Consider the following 21318-nt stretch of genomic DNA (forward strand, 5'->3'; position numbering starts at 1 on the left):
TTATGAAAATATCAACTATTATTCCGGCTGCGAAAATTATCGAAAGATTGCACTATGAAAATCCTTGGTGGGTTACTAAAGAGGTACATTCTGCTTATAAAGCAATGCAAAAAAGGCTCTATTTCTACTTATTTTTTCCTTTTGTAAAAGAAAGAGACGTAAAGAGAGCATTAGTTTTAATGGGGCCACGAAGAGTTGGTAAAACAGTGATGATGTTTCATGCTATTGATCAGCTCATAAAGGAAGGTGTAAATCCACAAAAAATTTTTTTTATAGGCATTGATAATCCTATTTATCTAAGTCTGAGTTTAGAAGATTTACTAGATCTTGGAAAAGAGGCTGTCAAGCTTCAAAATTTAGATGGATGTTATGTATTTTTTGATGAAGTACAATATTTAAAAGACTGGGAGCGACACCTAAAGGTAATGGTGGATTCCTATCCTAACACAAAATTTATTGTTTCAGGATCAGCTGCAGCAGCATTAAGGTGGCATAGTACCGAAAGTGGCGCCGGAAGATTTACAGATTTTATGTTACCTCCATTAACATTTCAAGAGTATATCCACTTAAAAAATATGGATCACCTTGTAGTGAAAGGAGAGATCGAATATGCAGAACGTAAAGTTCCATATACATTAACACACGATGTTAAAGCATTAAATAATGAGTTTCTAAATTATTTGAATTTTGGAGGATATCCAGAGGTAGTTTTATCTGAAAAAATTCAAGGCGATATGGGGCGATACGTCAAAAATGATATAATAGATAAGGTATTGTTAAGAGATTTGCCAAGTCTTTATGGAATCAAAGATGTGCAGGAACTCAATCGGTTTTTTACTTATATAGCTTATAATACTGGTAATGAATTTTCTTATGAAACAATGTCAAGGGAAAGTGGAATACCTAAGGACACATTAAAAAAATATTTAGAATACCTGGAGTCGGCTTTCTTGATCAAAGTTTTAAATAAAGTTGATATCACTGCGAAACGGCTAAAAAGAATAACCAGTTTTAAGGTTTATTTAACTAATCCATCATTAAGAACTGCCTTATTTTCTCCTATTAATGAGACAGATTCTGAAATGGGAAATATGGTTGAAACAGCTATATTATCTCAATGGATGCATAGGGAAAATCTTGATCTAACTTACGCCAGATGGAAGGATAAAAATGAAGGAGAAGTTGATTTAGTCCTTCTGGATGATAAAAAATTTAAGCCACTCTGGGGTTTAGAGATAAAATGGAGTAATCGCTATTTTGAAAAGCCGCAAGAACTGAACAGCCTGATTCAATTTTGTAAAGCAAATGAATTTAAAAGTGCATTGGTCACTTCATTGGATAAGCTGGGAGTTAAAACAATTGGGGATTTGAATTTTACATTTGTACCCTCTTCATTATATGCATATAATATTGGCGAAAATACCTTGAAAATGAAAAGTACAGCTTATTAAATGCATTGTTATGCTAATAATACACTGATTTCTTAATCTATTTTATCTTTGATATTAAACAGTTTTGTTTAATATGAAGTTAAAGTTTATTATAAGCATACGTCCAAATCAATTAAAATATATATTTTTCTAATTTTATTTTGTTAAATCACTTTCCAATCTTGATGATATTTGGTTCTAGCGATATAATCCCTAAAATTCTTCCCGAAACAGTTTAGCTACGATTCAAACTATCATGTTTTAAATAAAATCTCAATATTAAATGCCATCTAAATTAATAATTATATATTTGCAGCCTTGAAAGGCAACACTTTGTGTTTTACTTTCTTTGTATAGCCATAGGAATACGGCTTTTTAATTTATAAAGATAACCTAAACCACGTTAATGCTTAATTTAGTTCTCTTTGGCCCTCCAGGGGCGGGTAAAGGCACCCAATCTGAAAAACTGATTGCAAAATATCAGTTAGTACATGTTTCAACAGGCGATCTTTTTAGAGCACACGTTAAAGGAGAAACAGAATTAGGAAAAAAAGTTAGCCAATTGTTAGCTGATGGAGAATTGGTTCCGGATGCGATTACAATTGCGATGCTGGAAGAAGAAGTAGATAAAAATCCTGATGCAAAAGGATTTGTATTTGACGGATTTCCACGCACAGTTCCGCAAGCAAAAGAACTTGATTTATTTTTGGAGCGTAAAGGAAGCAATATTGCTGGCGTTATTGCTTTAGATGTAGATCAGGTAGAATTAACAAAACGCATCGCTGAGCGCCATAAAGTTAGTGGCAGACCAGATGATGATGCGGAAAAATTAAAGAAACGTATATCAGAATACTTTGATAAAACTATCCACGTATTACCTTATTATGAGGAACAAGGAAAGTTGAAAAAGGTAAATGGAATCGGCGAAATAGAAAATGTTTATAACGATCTTTGCGCTGTAATTGATCAGTTCTAAATAATTAAGTTTTTAAATATAACATCCGCAGAAAAAGCATTAGTTGTTTTTTGCGGATGTTTGTTTTTTAGTGATTTTTGGAATCTAAAGTCGCCAGTATAAAAATACAGTAACAGTTCATCGTCGGTTTTTAAATTTAAAATCGTCAATTTAAAATCGTAAATCATTATGTCTCAGGGTTCGAATTTCGTAGATTATGTAAAAATTTGTTGCCGTTCTGGTAAAGGCGGTGCGGGTTCTGCACATTTACATCGTGATATTTTAACATCAATGGGCGGTCCTGATGGTGGTGATGGCGGTCGCGGAGGCCACATTATTGTGGTAGGAAGTAGCAACATCTGGACGTTGTTACACCTAAAATATCGTAAGCATATTATTGCTGAAGATGGACTGGCGGGTGGTAGTTCTCATAAATTCGGTCGCCAGGGTAAAGATGAAATTTTAGAGGTTCCACTCGGAACGATTGCTAAAGATGCAGAAACTGGCGAAGTGCTTTTTGAAATTACCAAACATGGTGAAACGAAAATTTTAACAGCTGGTGGCCGTGGAGGTTTAGGGAATGCGCACTTCAAAAACTCTGTGCAGCAAACACCACGATTTGCACAACCAGGCGAACAGGGAAAAGAAGTATGGAACATTCTGGAACTTAAAGTTCTGGCAGATGTAGGTTTAGTTGGTTTCCCAAATGCAGGTAAGTCTACCTTACTTTCTGTAGTTTCTGCAGCAAAGCCAGAAATTGCTGATTATCCTTTTACTACCATAGTGCCTAACCTTGGGATTGTAAGTTACCGTGGCGGAAAATCTTTCGTAATGGCCGATATCCCTGGAATTATAGAAGGTGCTTCAAAAGGAAAAGGCTTGGGCTATCGTTTCCTTCGTCATATAGAACGTAATTCTGTTTTATTATTCATGGTTCCGGCAGATACCAGCAGGTCAATTAAGGAAGAATATGAGATCCTTAAACGTGAACTAGAATCTTACAATCCAGAATTAATGCAAAAGCCGCATGTTTTAGCCATCACTAAATCTGATATGCTTGATGAAGAATTAATGGCTGAAATGAAACTGGATTTGCCAGGTATTCCATCAATCTTTATCTCATCAGTAGCAGAAAAAAATATTCTGGAATTGAAAGATTTGCTTTGGAAAGCGATTGAAGGATAACGGACCTGTTTTTCAAATTTTCAACCAGAGAATTTGGTTTGCAGAATATTTTTTCATATCCTGCATTTTTCCAAATCATATTATTGAGGGATTTATTTTAGAAATTTAAGTCTTACTTTTTCTGTCGGAATTACACAGCTGTTAGATTGCCCAAATAACCTGTAGCGGTTATTTGCAAAACAGGTATAAAGCTTGTTTCTGGCAAAGGCCGGTAGGAGGTAACTAACATTTGCTAGTATTGCAGTCCACCGATTAAGGTGCTTCAAAATATAAATGATGGCATCAGATTGCGTGAGATAGGTATTTCCATAAATAACAATGATGCTATTAATTGCTTTAAAATCAACACTGTGCCGCTTACCCAAAATTAGTGCCGTCTCGCTATCCAGCGGAGCAAAGGTAAATCGGTCATTTTGATCATGAGCGATAATGTAGTTGACATAGCTATTGCAAAAATTACAAACACCATCAAATAGAATAATATCTTTCTTCTGACTTAGAACAGGTGCCATGGCATTTCATGATTGATAAGATAAATTGCCGGATAGGTAGCCATAAATGCCCAAAAGAAGGAATTTAAGCCCATAATTAATGCGGTGAAAAAGTGGAAGATAAATCCCCAGATTAAAAATACCATCGCATATTCCCACGGTAAAAAAAGGCATAGCGGGAATAGTGTTTCCATGATTATTACATTCCAGCATAGAAAGCCATTTGCGGCCGGGTACTTTTGTAAAAATTGACTAGCCTGTTTTGATCCATATGCTTTGGTAGAAAATACATCTCTTACGGCAGTTCCCGAACGCCACTCTGAAGATACCAATTTGGCAATACCTGCTACGGTGTATGATAGGCAGGCTTGTAAACCAATAAACCACAGGCCAACTTCTCTTAATTTACTGCCTGCTAAATCTGGCATGTGGCATAAAATCAATGTGATCACAATCAGCATGCTCATCTGGTCTGATCCATCACTGCCGTAATAGGTAATAAATGAAGCTACCAATAAACTAATGCCGAGCAAACTGATCAGGATCCAGCCGGTAGTGGTTTGTAAGGGAAAGAATAATAAGCCGATAATTAACAAACATCTGATTATAAACAAAGTAGTCAGGCCTGGGATACTAAAAAGCTTAAAAAACGGTTTAAAGAGAGGTCTTTGATCACTTTTAGACCATCTCAGTTGCATCACATTCCATGATAGTAAACCATTGGAAGAAAAAATTTGTATTTTTTTGATATACTCGAATGATGAGATTAGTAAGCCAATGCTCAATATCATAAGTATACTTTGCGAAATATCGTTGAAAAAAAACATAGTAGTTTAGATTTGGTGAAAAACGGATAAGAGAATTAATGCCGGATCTGTTCTTTTTTGGTAGCCAGAAGATTCTGCAAGCATAAATTGCCTGAAGCACTTTTCAGATTGTTTTTTATATTGACTTACCGCATGGAGCACAATGATATAAGGCATGGAAAACATCAGCAGATTTATATTTCCATTAGCTTTGCGATAGTTAGGAATAGTGGCAACTAAACTCTGCACAATATCGGCCAATACCTTTTTATCGCGCTTCTCCGGATTCCATAACCACGACCAAAAGGTGCGTTCCTCTGTAATCTCCATTTCTTGCCATTCGCTATAATCTACATCTGTTATTTTATCACGAAATAACAAGTGGTAATCTGTTTTACCTGGATTCGGTGCAAAAAATGTCCATAACGGAATTAATGAAAACAAGTCAATTTTCTCCATGATGAATGAGGAAACTTTGTTGTCTTTAAATTGGCATACAATCGTTGCTATAAACCAGCAGGACAGAAAAACAGTTACTACAAATTCGTAGCTAACTGATGGGTTTAATTTCAGCATCATAATTTTAGTAGTTAGTTAAAACAAAGCGGGCATGTTTACATGCCCGCTTTTTGGAACTTTGTTAATTGAATTGTTTACGAAGTTCGATCAACTTATCTAATGATAAGCCGTCTTTTGCTTCGCCGGATAGTTGCTTAATTTCTGCATCCTTCAAAACACCGGCACCACCAACCGCTTCCATAATTATGGGCGTCATGCGCGTTGCTGTCTTAAGTACCTGAACAGTTACTCGGGTAATACCCCCAATAAAAGATGCTTCGGAATTTACGGAATCCACTACATCATTGTCGCCCTGTAAATCGGCGATTAAAAAATCTAAGGCTGCTAATTCAGCCTTTGTTAAACTTGACTTTGCCATTTTGGTTTTTTTTGAGGTAAATAAAATTGTTTATGTGCCTTTTTTTGAAGCTTCATTGCACAACATAAAGTAAGGTGTATTTGGCGGGTGCCGCCAGAGTGTTCCTACGCATTTGAAATAATGAGTATTTTTACGCAGGTATTTAAGTATTATTAATACGTAATGAGTGTATAAGTCTTATCCGGCAGGTTTGCGTAAGACATGGAGTAAAAGGAAAGCCTGAACTGTTGAGCAGGATTTCAAATTTTTAATGATGCGTTTAAAGCGAACAATAGGTTTAGACTATTAAATCATCCCATTTTTAACTGCAAACATTACCAGGCCTGCAGTATTGCGAACGCCTGTCTTTTCGATGATCCGCATTCTTATTCCTTCAACAGAGCGTGGACTGAGGAAAAGTTCGGTGCCAATTTCAGCGTTTGTTTTCTCATCGCAAATCATTTTTAAAACATCCAGCTCCCGTTCTGAAAATTCGATATTCTGATTAAAGGATGGTTTGGAATTGCCCTTAAGTGTTAGTTTTTTTAACAAGGCTTTGGTTACAATATCATTAAAATAATAACCTGTTTCATGAGCAGCGTAAATGGCTTGCCTGATTTCTATAGGGTCTGCGTTTTTTAAAAGGTAGCCGTTAGCGCCATTTTCCATTAAGTGAATAATAAACTTTACATCATCATACATGGTTAATACAAGTATTTTGATTTCATCGCCATATTTTTTCCGGATGATTTGAATGGCTTCTATTCCATCCATTACCGGCATTTTAAGGTCCATCAAAATAACTTCGGGTTTTACCTCTTCTAGCTTTGATAATAACTCTTCGCCGTTTGATACTTCAAATATAACATCCAGATTTTTATCGCGGATAAAGCCAACCTTTAAGCCATCTCTAAAAATGCTATAATCATCTGCTATGGCTATCTTTATTTTAGGCATCGTATTTAAATTAAGGCTGGTTATAATTAAGATGGGTAGGTTTACAAAGATTGTAGTAAATAGTTTTATACGGATAAATATACAAAATAGAAGTGTTTTTATTTATTAAAAATAATAATGTATGCATACAAATATGTAGTTTTTTATTTTTAATCTGTGGGGATATTGATTTTAATAAAATATTCATTTGATTGATATGAAAAAACGAGATCAGCCTTAAGCAGAATTACTCTATTCTGAATGTTCTTTAAACCAAGTCCATTTTTCAAAAATCTTAATCTTTCAAATTCTGTTTGGATTAAACCCTTCCCATTGTGTGAGATAACGAATATTAATTTATTATTTGTGCTAACAGATTGAATATGAATTTTATTTGCCTGTGCATGTTTCGTTATATTATGAAGAAGTTCCTGAATCATACGATAAATACTAATATCATTCTGGATAACTTTTGTACTGTATTCATCTGTTAAATCTAAATTAATTTCTGCCAAACTACTGTGCATAATATTGCCGCAGAAATGGGATATTGCTTCTTTTAGTCCGAGTTCCTGTAAAATGGCAGAATGCAGGTTATGTGAAATGCCGCGAATTTTATGAATGCCTTCATCCAATAAGCTTCTGCCTTTTTGATACATTTGCTGACTAACTTCATCACAATTTTCGATTTTAATTCCATAGAAATGTAAGCTTGATGAGCCTAATATTGCACCAACCTCATCATGTAATTCTTCCGCGATGCGATGTCGTTCAATTTCCTCACTCCTTACAGCAGCTTCTATTAATTGATTTTTCTGAATATTTTGCAACGTTTGGATATCCAGTTCATACTTGAGCTTTTTACGTTGCATAAATATGAAAATAAGCAGCAGGCTGATAAATAGCATGAGCATGGCCGCGATTCCTACCATTAATAGCAGCCTGATATCAGTGTTTCCCTGATTCATAAAATCCCTTGGCTATAAATAGGTTAAATATAATATAGGAGATATTGTGTACACTCCACAAGGTAATGGCAAAGTTTTGCAGGTGTATGGTGAGTTCATTGTATAAAAGGAAAATAAAAAAATTTAAGGCTACAAAAATTCCCAGGCCGGTAGTGATCCAAAAATCAGTGGTCATGATTGTGGTGCCCATGCTGTCATTAATTTTAAATAAATAATATTGAAGGGTATAAAACAAAAGTAGAATCGCCTCTATGGATAACAGGCGGCTGCTTAGCTGCCAGTAATCGAAAAAATTTTCATAGAATGTAAAGTTTACAAGTATAAAAGCCAGAAAACAAACGGGAATAATTTTTTTGATAACGACGAGAAAGGGTTGATCCAGGCGAATAAAAAAAATGCTGAATAAATAAAAACGCAGAATGGAATGCAGGTTATACAGGTAATTATTAGAGGTATAGCTTGCAGGTAAAATGCTCCTGAATTTCCAAGTCAAATCTATGGCAAGGTTAATTACCAAAGCTACATATACGTAGAAAACAACCGGTTTATTACTGTCAGGCTGTTTTCTATAGCATAATATTGATATGGGGATGAACAACCCCCATACTTCAGACCAATCAATTATAAATTGGAATATTTTGGCCATGAGGTATGAAGGGTAAATTAATTAGTAATAGTGGCTGGTGGAGAGGGATTGGTTACAATCTCAACCGGGAGTAATTCAATATCTCCGGTATCGATTCTTTTAAATCGCTTAATGTCATAAAAAACATGTCCGCTGTTCACATTCGGTACAAATACCAAGTAGTCTGCCTGATCTTCATTTTCGCCAATCAGTGATAATATATTGGCGAGGGAAATAATATTATTGCTTAAGATAATCGGGCCGCTTAATTCCAGCGCGCTGTTATTGTAATTTTGCAAAATATCATAATAACTGCTGTATTGATTGGCTGGTGCCATATATCCGTAAGCAATCAATTGCAATGGTTTGGCTGGCTGGGTAGTTTTAGGAAAAAAATAACAAAATACGAATCGGTCAATACCTGGAGCGTTTAGAATCATTGATTGAATGGCACTAACTTCGTATTTCAACCAATAAAATTTTTGTGTCTGTTTATTCTTGTTTAGCATGTCTTTAATTTAGATTTTTAATTACTAAATATATGTAATAAAAATATAATTTAATATACTTTAAAAAGTATATTTTAAGTTACTTTGATAAGCTTCATTTGTTTAACTACAGTAAGGGTTGGAGATGAAATTGACTCTTAATTAAAAACGAAGAAAATAAACCACATCAAGGTTATTATGAGGGAAATGTTTTCGATGATGATGGACGCTGTGGTAGCTTATTTATTAATTAAGAAGTTTAGCTCCTAATATAATCTACCATATAACCAACCCACTCTTTTAAAAGCATGTCCCAGTTCAAAAAAGCACCGGCCTCTGGAAGAATAAAGTCGTAGAGCTCATATTCAGTCTTTCCTACGAAATTTGTTGGATAATAATCGAGCTTGCTTTTTGAAATTTTATCGAAGATTAACCTGGACCTTGGAATGTGCCAGGCACTGGTAATGACTAATATTTTAGCGTTTGGTTCTTCTTTTTGGATCAGGGCAAGACTATTCTTTGCATTTTCTATTGTATTTCGGCTGAGGCGTTCAACAAGTATGGCCGAATCCGGAATGCCTATCTGTCTTAAAAAACCAAGTGTCAAATCAGCTTCCTTTATGGTTGTATCGATAAGATTTGCACTTCCACTGCTTAATAAAATCTTTTTAATAGCACCTTCTTTGAAGAGCCTTATCGCTTGGAAAAGCCTGTCGCTACTTGAGCCAAAAGCAATTTGATTTGTTCGTTTGTTGTAAGATGAATAACCACCCAACACAATTCCCACATCATAATGCTGTGCTTTAGGGTAACTGGCTTCATACATATTCGTAACTTTTCCTACAATAAAACTATTGGAAAAGAATATAAAAAGTAAAATCCCTGTTAACAAAAAATGCTTTCTTCTTTTTTTGAAGAAGAAAGCAATTATAAATACTATTAAGACCCAAACGATAGGCCTAAGGAAAAAAATAAGGATTTTAGAAAGAATAAAAATCATTAATGGATTAATTATTCCCTAAAATTAAGATTTAAATTTCAATCTAATTATAGGTTTAACCTTCATCTTCCTGAGGCTGCGTATTTTCATGCGCCTTTTCTAAGATTTCTTTTAAATCAGATTTTGGTTTCTTTTGTACTTTATGATTAAAATGCGGAACTTCATGCTCTACAATATCTTCCTCTATTGCTTCAACACCAAATACTTTTTCTTTCAATAAATTGTATTTATCCTGGAAACCATAACGAAGATTTTTTGCACCACCAGCGATTTTTCCTCTCGTTCCTGCGCCACTATCTGGCGCAAATAAAACACTTACAATAGCACCTGCTGCCAAACCTGCTACTAATGCCAATGCAATTTGAGCATTGTTGTTAGATTTATGTTCTAAATATTTTCCGATTAACTTTCTGTATTTCATAGCTATGCGTTTTTAAAATGAACAATTGCTATTAAAGAATGTTTCAGAAAATCTAAATCAGATAGAGATAAAGCATAATATTGGTTAAGTTTATTATCCAAAAACAGAAACAAAAAAATGGTAAAAGCAACGATAAACAAAGAACATTACGCTTGTTCGGTAACCAATGGCTCACACGATATTGTAGTAGACGAACCATTTGATTTAGGAGGAACCAATAAGGGCTTTGCACCAAAAGGCTTACTAATGGCCTCATTAGCATCTTGTGTAGCCATCACCTTAAGGATGTATGCCGATCGAAAAGAATGGCCCGTAGAAAAAATAGAAGTCGAGGTAAATATCGATACAGAGAATGGGGAAACGGTGTTTTTTGAGGAAATCACCTGCACTGGTCAATTAACTGATGAACAAAAAATCAGACTGGAAGATATTGCATCTAAATGTCCGGTGAGCAAAATTTTGACTGTTGGTCATGAGGTGAGATCCAAGGTGCTTTAAAAGGTGCAAAAATCGGTTACATAAACCTGAAAAGCTTTAATATCTTTGTGACTTCAGTTTTTTCTGATGTGAAATTATATTATGGCTACCGAGATTAAATGTATCAGTTGTGCCCATGTTTTTCCAATGGAAGAGGCCATGGCCGAAGATTATAAATAAGGGCTATGTGAGAAAGTAGTTGCCTTTACCTGGCAAAATGCTCTAAATTTGTCGTCATCCTGAACTTAATTCAGGGAATTGATGGCTAATCGGCTTAGCGTGATAAGTAATAACAGAATTATAAAATAAATCATATATAGTGAGTAAAAATCAAAACAATAAATCCCTTAACCGTTGCAGATTCTTGGCTCTAATTTGTTTTTGCCTGCTTGCAGGAACAGCATTTGCACAAGAATTAAAATCGCCAGATCAAAATCTAACCGCTAATTTTTCATTAGCTGATGGGGGAATAGCAACCTATAGCTTAAAATATAAAGGGAAAGATGTTATTAAAACCAGTAAGCTTGGTTTGGAATTAAAGGAAGGTAAATCGTTGATGAATGGATTTACCATTACTGATACCAAAACCAGTACTTTCAACGAAACATGGAACCCAGTTTGGGGCGAAGTAAAGGAAATTAACAATCACTATAATGAGTTAGCAGTTACCTTAACGCAGAAAGAAACAAATAGATACATCATTGTTCGCTTGCGGTTATTTGATGATGGCCTTGGCTTCAGGTACGAATTTCCTGAGCAGAAAAATCTTGATTACTTCGTAATTAAAGAAGAAAAAACACAATTCGCACTGGCTGGCGATCATAAAGCCTTTTGGTTACCTGGCGATTACGATACACAGGAATATAGCACCACAACATCAAATTTATCTGAAGTTCGTGGGAAAATGAAAGCTGCGGTTACGCCAAATGCTTCGCAAACTACTTTCTCTCCAACAGGTTTACAAACACCTTTAATGATGAAGAGTAAAGATGGTTTATACATCAACATTCATGAAGCCGCTTTAATAAACTATTCATTAATGTCATTAAATCTTGATGATAAAAATATGGTTTTAGAATCGTGGTTAACGCCTGATGCTGTAGGCGACAAGGGCTATATGCAGGCACCCTGCTTGTCACCATGGAGAACCATTATTGTGAGTGACAAAGCTGGTGATATTTTAACTTCTAAATTGACATATAACCTTAATGAGCCTACAAAATTCAAAGATGTATCCTGGATAAAACCAACTAAATATGTTGGCGTTTGGTGGGAAATGATCACTGGTAAAAGCACCTGGGCTTACAACAATTTAACCAGTGTACAATTGGGTGTAACTGATTACTCGAAAACTAAACCGAATGGTAAACATGCTGCAAATACGGCGCATGTTAAAGAATATATCGACTTTGCGGCTAAAAACGGATTAGACGCGGTTTTAGTAGAGGGCTGGAATGAAGGTTGGGAAGATTGGTTTGGAAAAACAAAAGACTATGTTTTTGACTTCGTAACTCCATATCCGGATTTTGATGTTCAGGAATTACATCGCTATGCGGCAAGCAAAGGCATTAAAATGATGATGCATCATGAAACTTCTTCGTCTGTTCGTAACTATGAGCGCCATATTGATACTGCTTATAAATTTATGAAAGCCAATGGTTATGATGCTGTAAAAAGTGGTTATGTAGGAAATATGATTCCTCGTGGAGAACATCATTATGGTCAGTGGTTAAATAATCATTATTTATATGCGGTTCAAAAAGCTGCTGAATATAAAATTATGGTAAATGCACATGAGGCTGTTCGCCCAACTGGTTTAGCCCGTACTTATCCAAATCTGATTGGAAACGAATCTGCCCGTGGAACAGAATATGAAGCTTTCGGTGGTAACAATGCCGATCATACTACAATTTTACCGTTTACCCGCTTAATCGGCGGACCAATGGATTACACGCCAGGTATTTTCGAAACCAAAGTAAGTGCTTATAATCCAGAAAATAATTCTTTTGTTCATACTACACTTGCGCGTCAGCTTGCACTTTATGTGACCATGTATAGTCCGTTGCAGATGGCGGCAGATTTACCCGAAACGTATAATAAATATATGGATGCCTTCCAGTTTATTAAGGATGTAGCCGTTGATTGGGATGATACCAAAGTTTTAGAAGCTGAGCCTGGAGATTACATTACCTTCGCACGTAAAGCAAAAGGTAAAAATAATTGGTTTGTTGGTCGTACAAATGATGAAGAAGCCCGTACCTCAAAGATTGATTTCAGCTTTTTAGATGCTGGTAAAAAATATACCGCAACCATTTATGCTGATGCGAAAGATGCGCATTATGAAAAGAATCCAAAAGCCTATACCATTCGCAAAATGGAAGTGACTAATAAAACGAAGTTAACACAGTATTGCGCACCTGGTGGTGGATATGCGATTAGCATTATGGCTAAATAGATCTTCTGATTTAACCGAAAAGAACGCTAAGTTTTTGGCAAAGAATGCATAGTTTATTTAAATCTAGTCGTAGCGTATCGCTACGACTTTTTTGTTGAAGATTATAGCTGTAAAAAAAAAGTTCCCGCAGATTACACTGATTTCGCAGATATAATTTTTTTAATCTATATCTAGTCGTAGCGTCTTATATCTGGTCGTAGCGTCTCGCTACGACTTTTTTAGTCAACTCAAAAAAGATTACCACAAAAACTATAATTTTCGCATATTGCTATCCATAAAATAATCTGCATAGATCCTTTTTATCTGCGGATAAAAATAAACCGACCAAACATGGCAAAAACAAAAAATCACATCGAACTTCAATTTTTAAGTGAACCGTCTGACGTAAATTATGGTGGCAAGGTACACGGAGGGATGATGATGAAATGGATTGATCAGGCGGCTTTTGCCTGCGCTTTACAATGGAGCGATTCTTACTGTGTAACGGTTTACGTAGGCGGTATCCGGTTTTTTCGCCCGGTTCATATTGGTCACCTGGTTAAAATGGAAGCCCGAATCATTTACACTGGTAAAACGAGCATGCACATCGCGGTAGATGCTTATTCTAAACCAGTAGGGAAATCAGATTTTGTGAAAAATACCCATTGTATAATTGTTTTCGTAGCCGTTGATGAGGAAGGACAACCTAAAGTAATTCCCTCATTTAAACCCAAAACGGAAAAAGAAAATGCCATGCATGGTTATGCGATTAAGCTGATGGAGCTGAGAAAAAGCATTGATAAGGAAATGGAGCCTTATATTGCTTAACTTTTTCAAAGCTTAATCAAAATATATTGTCATCCAGACAGGTCTAACCTGTCGTCCTTGCGAGAACATTCTCCGATCCTTCATCGGTAATGTTCGTGGCAATCTCCTGTTTGGTGTGATTTTAGCCGCAATGAGGTTGCCACGAAACGGAGAAAAACCGTTTCTCGCAATGACGAGCGTTTATATAAAGTTCATTAAAACCAGCTATGTAGTTAAACCGAAGCGACCACAGGTAGAGAAAAACAAAATTTACTGCCTTCGCCAATGGCACTTACCACCCAGATTTTTCCATCTTCTGCTTCAATAAAATCTTTGGAGATGGCAAGTCCTAAGCCCGATCCGGATTTATTTTGTCCATCTGTTGGTACCTGGAAATATCGTTCAAATAAGCGCTTCTGGTATTTCTCATCAATCCCTTTTCCATAATCCTGAACTGAAAATTGAATGAATTTGTCTTTTTGAAAGACATCAATTACCACTTTAGATTTTTCGGAGCTGTAGCGTAAAGCATTCGATAAAAAATTGACTAAAACCCAGGCTGTTTTCTGAATATCAGCATTAACCTGGGCCAGGTTTTTATCGCAGTTGATTTCCAGCTTAATAGATTTTTGTTCTGCCTGGAACTTCACAGCGTCTACCGCATATTGCACAATGTCTTCTGGTCTGGTTATGGCGAAAGTAAGCTTCAGGTTTCCTGTTTCTACCTGAGATAAATCTAAAAGTTCACTGGTTATTTTTAGTAGCCTATCGCTATCTTCTTTAATGTGCGTCAACAGTTGAACTTGCTCTTCATTCATAGATCCAACCCGTTCATCATTCAAGAGTTTTAAACTCATTTTGATGGATGAAAGCGGTGTTTTTAGTTCATGAGAAACAGTTGCAATGAAGTTGGTTTTTGCTTCATCTAATTCTTTAAACTGAGTAATGTTCTTCAATACATAAACGCTCCCGGCAGATCTTATTGATGATTTCAAAGTTTTTTCATCCTGATCTTCATAATTAGGTATTATAATCTCCCTGTGCTCCAGTAAAAAATATGATTCTTTTTCATCAGCATAAATTTTCAGGGTTTTGTCTGCCGTTTCTGGTTTAATTATTCGTTTTAGAAGTTCATTCTTTTTCATCAATTCAGTCGCATTCTGACCGATGATTTTTTCTTCATCTAAATTCATTAATTGCGCTGCCAAATGGTTTAGAAATAAGATTTCACCTTTTTCATTTAAGCCGATAATCGCATCCTGCATTTGTGCAATGATGGCTTCAATACGCGATTTTTCAGATTTTATTTTGGAAAGGTTACTATTTTCCCATTCATTTAATTTCACAACCATGCCGTTGAAAGCATCAGCAAGCTCGGTAAATTCATCGTGATTTTTGAAGTGTAATCTTTGCTTATAATTTTTTCTGCTGATTTGTTTAATGGCAGAACTAAATTCAGCAAGTGGGTTGGCAACAAAACCAGGAAAGTTGACAATAAATGTAAAGAGGATCAAAAAGCTTAGCACTGCGGCGATTGAAATGTATAAATTGGCTCTTGCAGATTCCGCATTTGCCATTTCATTTTTATCGTAAATGGCTTTCATATTCACTGCTTCGATGTTTTGAAGTGCAGAACGAAGATTTTTGATGCCGTTTTCTCTTGCGTTGGTAGCGGATGAGTTTAGGATTTTGTAGGTGTTTTCCAATTTTTGAAAAGCCACTTTTTCGCCATTTTCTGTGAGGTTTGCTCCTTCGCTTTTTAGGTTTTGCTCAAAAATTTGCGCCGCGTTTGTTGGTAAAGGAAAAGTGTTTTCATCAATGACCTTTCGCATGGCGCTTACATAATTAAGCGACTTATAGTTGTCTTTCAGGATGATTTTTGATTTATCTGAAAGTTCATTCAGGAAGAATAAGGCGATCAATCCAAAGGACAGAACGATTATAAAGAGAAACCCGAATCCGAGGCGGAGCTTGGTTTTTATTTTCATGGGTGATGTTTGTTTTGTTAACCGCAAAGTTCGCAGAGTTTTTCGCAAAGAACGCAAAGCCAATTACCTTAAACTTTGTGCGCTTTGCGTTTTGTCTTTATTTTCTTTACGGTTATATTTTTAAGAAAGAATAACCAAATCAATTTCTTCAGCCGCTAAATTACGCAACAGTTGATTAAAAATTGCCGTTCGCATTATCACTTGAAAAATATTCAGGTGAGGCTTTCCGATACAAATGGTGGTGATTTCTTTTTCTGTTGCCATATTGATAATGCTTTGTGTAATTTGATTGCTTTTAATTTTAATTACTTCGGCCCCCAGTTCGGTAGCCAGTTTAAAATGGTTAATTAAATATCGCTGTTTATCCAGTTTAATTTTATCAAAGCTCTCGGCATCGCTTTGCACATATAAAACAATCCATGGTGACCGATAGTAGGAGGCTAGTCTGGCTGTTTTCCGAATCACCACACCTGCGGTTTCAGCATTTGAGGAGATGCAGGCCAAAAACCGTTCAGGACGTAATTTGATCGATTTTGGTATTTCTGTTTGAATTTTCCGTTCTACCTGATGTACAACCTCTTTCAACGCCAGTTCCCTAAGTTGCAAAATCTTATCTGCCTGGAAGAAGTTTTTTAAGGCGCTTTCTATTTTCGACTGATCATAAATTTTCCCTTCCTTCAAACGTGTTACCAGTTCATCGGCAGTTAAATCGATGTTTACAATTTCATCCGCCAGTTCTAAAATTTTATCTGGAATTCGTTCAGTAACATTAACGCCTGTAATGTGTGCTATTTCCTCATTAATGCTTTCTAAATGCTGAATGTTTACCGCAGATATCACGCTGATTCCCGCTTCTAATAAATCGAAAACATCTTGCCAGCGTTTTGCATTTTTACTGCCTTCGGCATTGGTATGCGCCAATTCATCTACCACAACAATCTCTGGATGACGATTCAGAATGCCTTGCAAATCCATTTCATCAATTTCCTTTCCCCTGTAAAAAATGTTTTTCCTGGGGATTATGGGCAATCCAGCAACCAAAGCCACAGTTTCTGCTCTCTTATGCGTTTCTACATAACCAATACAAATATCAATTCCATTGCGCAGCAAAGCATGAGATTCTTGCAACATCCGGTAGGTTTTGCCCACACCAGCGCTCATCCCAATATAAATTTTGAGCTTACCTCTTCTTGATTTTTGAATCAGCTCGAGAAACTTTTTAACCGAATCGTCTTTCATGCTGTTAATGTAAAATGGGTAGAAGGTAAAATGGATGATGGAATTTGCCCTTCATCCATCTTCCCTTATATGTAAAATGGGTAGGAGGTAAAATGGAAAAGGGATTTGGCTTCTTGATCCCTTTTCCCTCTTCCATTATTTAAAAAGCTACCGCTATACTTGCTGTTAAGGTAGTGTTTGCATTAACGAAGTTTCCTTCACGATTAAAAATTTTATCCTTGCTATCGTAAGTTTTTCCTTCTAAGCGAACAACTGCATTCGGGATTGGTGAATAATCTATGTTTAAAGAATAGCCTTTAGTTTTAAATCCGTTGGGTGTTCCGCTTGAAATAAAAATACCATTTTTATCTTCATAATATTCAAATCTGCCAGCAACAGCCCATTTCGGTGCGAATTTGTATTGTGCGATGGCAACAGGTGAGAATACCTTATTTTTATCGCTACTTCCTTTAACTTTTTGCTGCGTTCCATAATCAAAACCCATTGTTAATCCAAATTGATCAGTAAGTTGGAAGATGCCATAAACATTATGGTAAAAACGATTTACACGAACAGAATCAGCACCTTCTGTGCCTAAATAATTACTGTAATTTACCGTGATTTTATCTGTCGGTTTCCAGGTCAATTGCAATCCTCCGGCTGGTTTATTATTACCATCTACCCGGGTTATTCTTTGCCAGCCATTAAGATAGAGCAGTGTAGCAGTCAGTTTGCCATCTTTTGTGCCATAAGTAATTTTAGCACCAGATTCATAGTATGGTGTGTTTTCTGATGCTATATTTCGGGTGAGTACCCAGCAATCTTTTGAAACTGCTCCTTCAAAACCAATGTGTGAAGCAAAAATACCAGCATCAATCCATAGGTTTTCTGATTTTGATAATTTCACTCCTGCATTGGCTTCGAAAATGTTTTTTAAAACACCTGGTTCGGCTGCTAAATTAGCATTCGTGTAAGTTCCGGCCATTACTGCAAGATTAGCACGGATTGAGCCACTGTCATAAGCCGCCTTGATGAACCCTAAATTTAGGTTAACTTCATTCGTACGGTTATGCGAATAAACGAAGCCTGGGCGATTATGGTCTGCAGGTTTGTTAAAATCGTAGCCGTAGTAAGTTTCTAAATAACCGGAGAATTTTACTTTGGGTTCGTCTTGTGCGAAAGCAGTAAGACCTGCCGTTAATGTGGTGATAAGTATGATTAGTTTTTTCATTTTGATAAGGTGATTTTCCTTCGCGGTGATTATACTGATAATATGATTACACCGATGTTAAGTGATTTTAAAGTTTTTTTAGACGGTAGTCATTATAAGGAAGAAGCAATCCTAAAAAACAGGTTATAGCGCATTAAGATTGCTTCGTACCTCGCAATGACGACTTATCAAGTTATAAATTATCCAGTGCCAGATTTAGCTTTAATACATTTACTGATGATGGGCCGAATAAACCCATTAAAGGTTTGATGGTATTAAGAGCCACCAATTCTTTTACCTTTTGCTCGCTGATTTTACGTGCTTTGGCTACTCTTGCAATTTGAATAGCTGCCCCTTGCTCTGAAATATTAGGATCTAAGCCACTTCCTGATGCGGTTACCATATCCGCTGGTATATCTGATTTTTTTAATTCAGGGTTGTATTTCAAGAGTGTATCAATTCTAGACTGAACATCTTTTAGATAATCTGGATTTGAGGGGCCTTTATTTGAACCCGCAGAACCGGCAGCATTATAGCCAACAGCAGATGGTCTGCCAGAGAAATATTCTGGCTTGGTAAATGATTGACCAAGCAAAGCATAGCCAATGGTTTTACCATTTTTAGTGATCTTTTCTCCACCACCGTTTCCTTTAGAAAGTTTGCCTGCAAGCGCAATGCTGATGGGGTAGATGATGCATAATAATACGATTAAAACTAAGGTTAAGCGTATCGATTGTATGATGTATTTTTTCATGATTTTTTAGTGATTACACAGATTTTTAAATGATTACCTGGATTTGTGTTTGTCATTCTGAGCCTGTTGAAGAAAATTAATGAGGTGTTTTTGCAAGCTCAACCCAACAAGTTATTTATACAAATAGTCCGATGACTAAATCAATTAATTTGATGCCGATAAACGGAGCGATAACTCCTCCGATTCCATAAATAAACAGGTTTCTTCGTAGTAAAGCTGTAGCCCCAATGGGTTTATAAGCCACTCCTTTCAACGCCAGTGGAATTAAGATCGGAATAATAATGGCATTGAAAATTACTGCCGACATAATCGCACTTTCTGGCGTATGCAATCCCATAATATTTAAGTGCTGCAGTGCGGGAATTGAGGCGATAAACAGCGCAGGCACAATGGCAAAATACTTGGCCACATCATTCGCGATCGAAAAAGTGGTGAGTGTTCCTCTGGTAATTAATAACTGTTTACCAATTTCCACAATCTCAATTAACTTGGTCGGGTCATTATCTAAATCCACCATGTTACCGGCTTCTTTTGCGGCTTGAGTTCCACTGTTCATGGCCACGCCAACATCAGCCTGTGCAAGTGCTGGTGCATCATTTGTACCATCGCCCATCATGGCTACAAGTTTGCCTAAAGCCTGTTCATCTTTAATGTAATTCATTTTATCTTCAGGCTTTGCCTCGGCGATAAAATCATCTACACCGGCTTTTTCAGCGATGTATTTAGCAGTTAAAGGATTATCACCAGTTACCATTACCGTTTTAACCCCCATTTTTCTCAAGCGTTCAAAACGCTCGCTGATGCCTGGTTTGATAATGTCCTGCAGTTCGATCACGCCTAAAGCTTTCTCATTTTCTGAAACCACTAAAGGCGTTCCACCGTTAGTGGCAATGGCTTTAACATGGTCTTGAATATCTGATGGAAAGATATTTCCGGCTTTTTCTACAATGTTTCTGATGGAATCGAAAGCACCTTTTCTGATTCGTCTTCCATCAATTGTATCCAATCCACTAGAACGGGTTTCGGCGGTGAATTTGATAAAAGTGGAACCTTGTGGTGTTCCTGTTGTTTTAAAACCTTGCTCTGTTGCCAATTCGATGATTGATTTCCCCTCGGGGGTTTCATCTGCCAAAGAACTTAATACACAGGCATCTGTGAAATTTTTAATCATCACGCCTGCAGTAGGGTAGAAGTTGGTTGCTTTACGGTTCCCGATGGTGATGGTTCCTGTTTTATCCAGAAGCAAAACATCAATATCGCCAGCTGTTTCTACTGCTTTACCCGATTTGGTAATTACATTTGCCCTTAAAGCCCTGTCCATTCCGGCAATACCGATGGCGGATAATAAGCCACCGATAGTGGTCGGGATTAAACAAACAAACAATGAAATTAAGGCAGCTATGGTAATGGGGGTGTTGGCGTAATCTGCGAAAGGTTTCAGGGTTATACAAACAATGATAAATACCAGTGTAAAACTTGCCAAAAGGATGGTTAAGGCGATTTCATTTGGTGTTTTCTGACGTGATGCACCTTCAACCAAGGCAATCATTTTATCCAGAAAACTTTCACCTGGAGCTGTACTCACCTGAACTTTGATTTCATCAGACAATACTTTTGTACCACCGGTAACTGAAGATTTATCACCACCAGATTCCCGGATAACAGGTGCAGATTCACCAGTAATGGCAGATTCATCGATCGTTGCAATTCCTTCAATAATTTCTCCGTCTGTTGGGATGGTATCGCCGGTTTCGCAAACAAAAACATCACCTTTTTTTAACTGGTTGGAGGAACGGATTTCAATTGTACCATTATCTAAAAGAACCTTTGCAGGCGTTTCTTCTCTTGTTTTACGTAAGCTATCTGCCTGCGCTTTACCTCTTGCTTCTGCAATAGCCTCAGCAAAATTGGCAAATAAAACGGTGAGCAAAAGCACTAAAAAGATGAAGAAATTATAGAGCGTAGAGCCTTGTCCGCTGTGGCTGAAAGAGTAAATGGTAACATAAGCCATTACGAGGGTTCCAATTTCAACAGTGAACATGACCGGGTTGCGAACCATTACCCGAGGGTCTAATTTGATGAAAGATTGTTTCAATGCCGTTTGCACTAAAGCAGGTTCGAACAATTTATTATTGGGTTTCATTTTATTTTATGTAAGATACTTGTGTAAGATGTTTAATGTAAGATGGGTGATGTTTTGGCATTTTCC

General features: G+C 36.5%; 21 protein-coding genes. 6 read left to right on the top strand and 15 right to left on the bottom strand.

The genetic code is table 11. From position 1 onward, the window contains the following. Positions 1 to 2 precede the first annotated feature (2 nt). From ACN1CD_RS08800 to obgE, 3 genes are all read left to right on the top strand, one after another. A complete protein-coding gene (locus tag ACN1CD_RS08800) occupies positions 3 to 1451 on the top strand; it encodes an ATP-binding protein (protein WP_419130015.1) in 1449 nt (482 codons plus the stop codon). A gap of 385 nt (positions 1452 to 1836) precedes the next feature. Continuing rightward, entirely contained in the window at positions 1837 to 2406 is a 570-nt protein-coding gene (locus ACN1CD_RS08805) for an adenylate kinase (RefSeq protein WP_419130016.1), read from the top strand. Between the two features lie 168 nt (positions 2407 to 2574). Beyond that, positions 2575 to 3570 (top strand): GTPase ObgE, encoded by a 996-nt coding sequence (gene obgE / locus ACN1CD_RS08810; protein ID WP_419130017.1) that lies wholly within the window; start codon positions 2575 to 2577, stop codon positions 3568 to 3570. Between the two features lie 92 nt (positions 3571 to 3662). Here the strand turns inward: obgE and ACN1CD_RS08815 are convergent, their stop codons facing one another. The 10 genes from ACN1CD_RS08815 to ACN1CD_RS08860 form a co-directional block, all read right to left on the bottom strand. Beyond that, on the bottom strand, positions 3663 to 4082 hold the full coding sequence (locus ACN1CD_RS08815; protein WP_419130018.1) for a thiol-disulfide oxidoreductase DCC family protein: 420 nt from the start codon (positions 4080 to 4082) through the stop codon (positions 3663 to 3665). Then, positions 4067 to 4657 (bottom strand): hypothetical protein, encoded by a 591-nt coding sequence (locus ACN1CD_RS08820; RefSeq protein WP_419130019.1) that lies wholly within the window; start codon positions 4655 to 4657, stop codon positions 4067 to 4069. The genes ACN1CD_RS08815 and ACN1CD_RS08820 overlap by 16 nt, the downstream gene beginning before the upstream one ends. Positions 4658 to 4894: 237 nt before the next feature. Continuing rightward, positions 4895 to 5446 carry a hypothetical protein gene (locus ACN1CD_RS08825; protein ID WP_419130020.1) on the bottom strand — a complete coding sequence of 184 codons (552 nt, stop codon included), beginning with the start codon at positions 5444 to 5446 and terminating at the stop codon, positions 4895 to 4897. Positions 5447 to 5507: 61 nt separating this feature from the next. After that, on the bottom strand, positions 5508 to 5804 hold the full coding sequence (locus ACN1CD_RS08830; RefSeq protein ID WP_419130021.1) for a hypothetical protein: 297 nt from the start codon (positions 5802 to 5804) through the stop codon (positions 5508 to 5510). Positions 5805 to 6089: 285 nt separating this feature from the next. Next, entirely contained in the window at positions 6090 to 6740 is a 651-nt protein-coding gene (locus tag ACN1CD_RS08835) for a response regulator (RefSeq protein WP_419130022.1), read from the bottom strand. A gap of 149 nt (positions 6741 to 6889) precedes the next feature. Beyond that, positions 6890 to 7591, bottom strand: coding sequence for a sensor histidine kinase (locus ACN1CD_RS08840; RefSeq protein WP_419130023.1), 702 nt, complete (start codon positions 7589 to 7591; stop codon positions 6890 to 6892). Positions 7592 to 7667: 76 nt separating this feature from the next. Then, complete coding sequence (locus tag ACN1CD_RS08845; RefSeq protein ID WP_419130024.1) at positions 7668 to 8333, bottom strand: hypothetical protein; 666 nt, start codon at positions 8331 to 8333, stop codon at positions 7668 to 7670. A 17-nt stretch (positions 8334 to 8350) separates the two neighbouring features. Beyond that, on the bottom strand, positions 8351 to 8782 hold the full coding sequence (locus ACN1CD_RS08850) for a hypothetical protein (protein ID WP_419130025.1): 432 nt from the start codon (positions 8780 to 8782) through the stop codon (positions 8351 to 8353). Between the two features lie 277 nt (positions 8783 to 9059). Then, positions 9060 to 9800: a YdcF family protein gene (locus tag ACN1CD_RS08855; protein WP_419130026.1), complete on the bottom strand. Its 741-nt coding sequence runs from the start codon at positions 9798 to 9800 to the stop codon at positions 9060 to 9062. Between the two features lie 55 nt (positions 9801 to 9855). Continuing rightward, entirely contained in the window at positions 9856 to 10221 is a 366-nt protein-coding gene (locus tag ACN1CD_RS08860) for a YtxH domain-containing protein (protein WP_419130027.1), read from the bottom strand. Between the two features lie 117 nt (positions 10222 to 10338). Here ACN1CD_RS08860 and ACN1CD_RS08865 point away from each other — a divergent pair, with 117 nt between their 5' ends. The 3 genes from ACN1CD_RS08865 to ACN1CD_RS08875 all read left to right on the top strand — a co-directional run bounded on the left by ACN1CD_RS08865 (position 10339) and on the right by ACN1CD_RS08875 (position 13960). Then, complete coding sequence (locus ACN1CD_RS08865) at positions 10339 to 10719, top strand: OsmC family protein (RefSeq protein ID WP_419130028.1); 381 nt, start codon at positions 10339 to 10341, stop codon at positions 10717 to 10719. A gap of 343 nt (positions 10720 to 11062) precedes the next feature. Next, positions 11063 to 13153 (top strand): glycoside hydrolase family 97 protein, encoded by a 2091-nt coding sequence (locus ACN1CD_RS08870; protein WP_419130029.1) that lies wholly within the window; start codon positions 11063 to 11065, stop codon positions 13151 to 13153. 330 nt (positions 13154 to 13483) lie between these two features. Further along, a complete protein-coding gene (locus ACN1CD_RS08875) occupies positions 13484 to 13960 on the top strand; it encodes an acyl-CoA thioesterase (protein ID WP_419130030.1) in 477 nt (158 codons plus the stop codon). 212 nt (positions 13961 to 14172) lie between these two features. Here the strand turns inward: ACN1CD_RS08875 and ACN1CD_RS08880 are convergent, their stop codons facing one another. The 5 genes from ACN1CD_RS08880 to kdpB form a co-directional block, all read right to left on the bottom strand. Next, positions 14173 to 15927 carry an ATP-binding protein gene (locus ACN1CD_RS08880; RefSeq protein WP_419130031.1) on the bottom strand — a complete coding sequence of 585 codons (1755 nt, stop codon included), beginning with the start codon at positions 15925 to 15927 and terminating at the stop codon, positions 14173 to 14175. 120 nt (positions 15928 to 16047) lie between these two features. Beyond that, on the bottom strand, positions 16048 to 17166 hold the full coding sequence (locus ACN1CD_RS08885; protein ID WP_419130032.1) for a sensor protein KdpD: 1119 nt from the start codon (positions 17164 to 17166) through the stop codon (positions 16048 to 16050). A 139-nt stretch (positions 17167 to 17305) separates the two neighbouring features. Then, positions 17306 to 18376, bottom strand: coding sequence for a porin (locus ACN1CD_RS08890; protein WP_419130033.1), 1071 nt, complete (start codon positions 18374 to 18376; stop codon positions 17306 to 17308). A gap of 172 nt (positions 18377 to 18548) precedes the next feature. Beyond that, positions 18549 to 19109 carry a K(+)-transporting ATPase subunit C gene (locus ACN1CD_RS08895; protein ID WP_419130034.1) on the bottom strand — a complete coding sequence of 187 codons (561 nt, stop codon included), beginning with the start codon at positions 19107 to 19109 and terminating at the stop codon, positions 18549 to 18551. Positions 19110 to 19224: 115 nt separating this feature from the next. Beyond that, a complete protein-coding gene (gene kdpB, locus ACN1CD_RS08900) occupies positions 19225 to 21252 on the bottom strand; it encodes a potassium-transporting ATPase subunit KdpB (RefSeq protein ID WP_419130035.1) in 2028 nt (675 codons plus the stop codon). Positions 21253 to 21318 lie beyond the last annotated feature (66 nt).

Source organism: Pedobacter sp. N23S346, from assembly GCF_048515415.1.
Lineage (GTDB): Bacteria > Bacteroidota > Bacteroidia > Sphingobacteriales > Sphingobacteriaceae > Pedobacter.

Coding starts and splice junctions, on each gene's coding strand:
- ACN1CD_RS08865 (WP_419130028.1), top strand. CDS start 10,339: ATGGTAAAAGCAACGATAAACAAAGAACATTACGCTTGTTCGGTAACC.
- ACN1CD_RS08815 (WP_419130018.1), bottom strand. CDS start 4,082: ATGGCACCTGTTCTAAGTCAGAAGAAAGATATTATTCTATTTGATGGT.
- ACN1CD_RS08835 (WP_419130022.1), bottom strand. CDS start 6,740: ATGCCTAAAATAAAGATAGCCATAGCAGATGATTATAGCATTTTTAGA.
- ACN1CD_RS08860 (WP_419130027.1), bottom strand. CDS start 10,221: ATGAAATACAGAAAGTTAATCGGAAAATATTTAGAACATAAATCTAAC.
- ACN1CD_RS08805 (WP_419130016.1), top strand. CDS start 1,837: ATGCTTAATTTAGTTCTCTTTGGCCCTCCAGGGGCGGGTAAAGGCACC.
- ACN1CD_RS08830 (WP_419130021.1), bottom strand. CDS start 5,804: ATGGCAAAGTCAAGTTTAACAAAGGCTGAATTAGCAGCCTTAGATTTT.
- ACN1CD_RS08825 (WP_419130020.1), bottom strand. CDS start 5,446: ATGATGCTGAAATTAAACCCATCAGTTAGCTACGAATTTGTAGTAACT.
- ACN1CD_RS08875 (WP_419130030.1), top strand. CDS start 13,484: ATGGCAAAAACAAAAAATCACATCGAACTTCAATTTTTAAGTGAACCG.
- ACN1CD_RS08855 (WP_419130026.1), bottom strand. CDS start 9,800: ATGATTTTTATTCTTTCTAAAATCCTTATTTTTTTCCTTAGGCCTATC.
- ACN1CD_RS08895 (WP_419130034.1), bottom strand. CDS start 19,109: ATGAAAAAATACATCATACAATCGATACGCTTAACCTTAGTTTTAATC.
- kdpB (WP_419130035.1), bottom strand. CDS start 21,252: ATGAAACCCAATAATAAATTGTTCGAACCTGCTTTAGTGCAAACGGCA.
- obgE (WP_419130017.1), top strand. CDS start 2,575: ATGTCTCAGGGTTCGAATTTCGTAGATTATGTAAAAATTTGTTGCCGT.
- ACN1CD_RS08885 (WP_419130032.1), bottom strand. CDS start 17,166: ATGAAAGACGATTCGGTTAAAAAGTTTCTCGAGCTGATTCAAAAATCA.
- ACN1CD_RS08880 (WP_419130031.1), bottom strand. CDS start 15,927: ATGAAAATAAAAACCAAGCTCCGCCTCGGATTCGGGTTTCTCTTTATA.
- ACN1CD_RS08840 (WP_419130023.1), bottom strand. CDS start 7,591: ATGCAACGTAAAAAGCTCAAGTATGAACTGGATATCCAAACGTTGCAA.
- ACN1CD_RS08800 (WP_419130015.1), top strand. CDS start 3: ATGAAAATATCAACTATTATTCCGGCTGCGAAAATTATCGAAAGATTG.
- ACN1CD_RS08845 (WP_419130024.1), bottom strand. CDS start 8,333: ATGGCCAAAATATTCCAATTTATAATTGATTGGTCTGAAGTATGGGGG.
- ACN1CD_RS08890 (WP_419130033.1), bottom strand. CDS start 18,376: ATGAAAAAACTAATCATACTTATCACCACATTAACGGCAGGTCTTACT.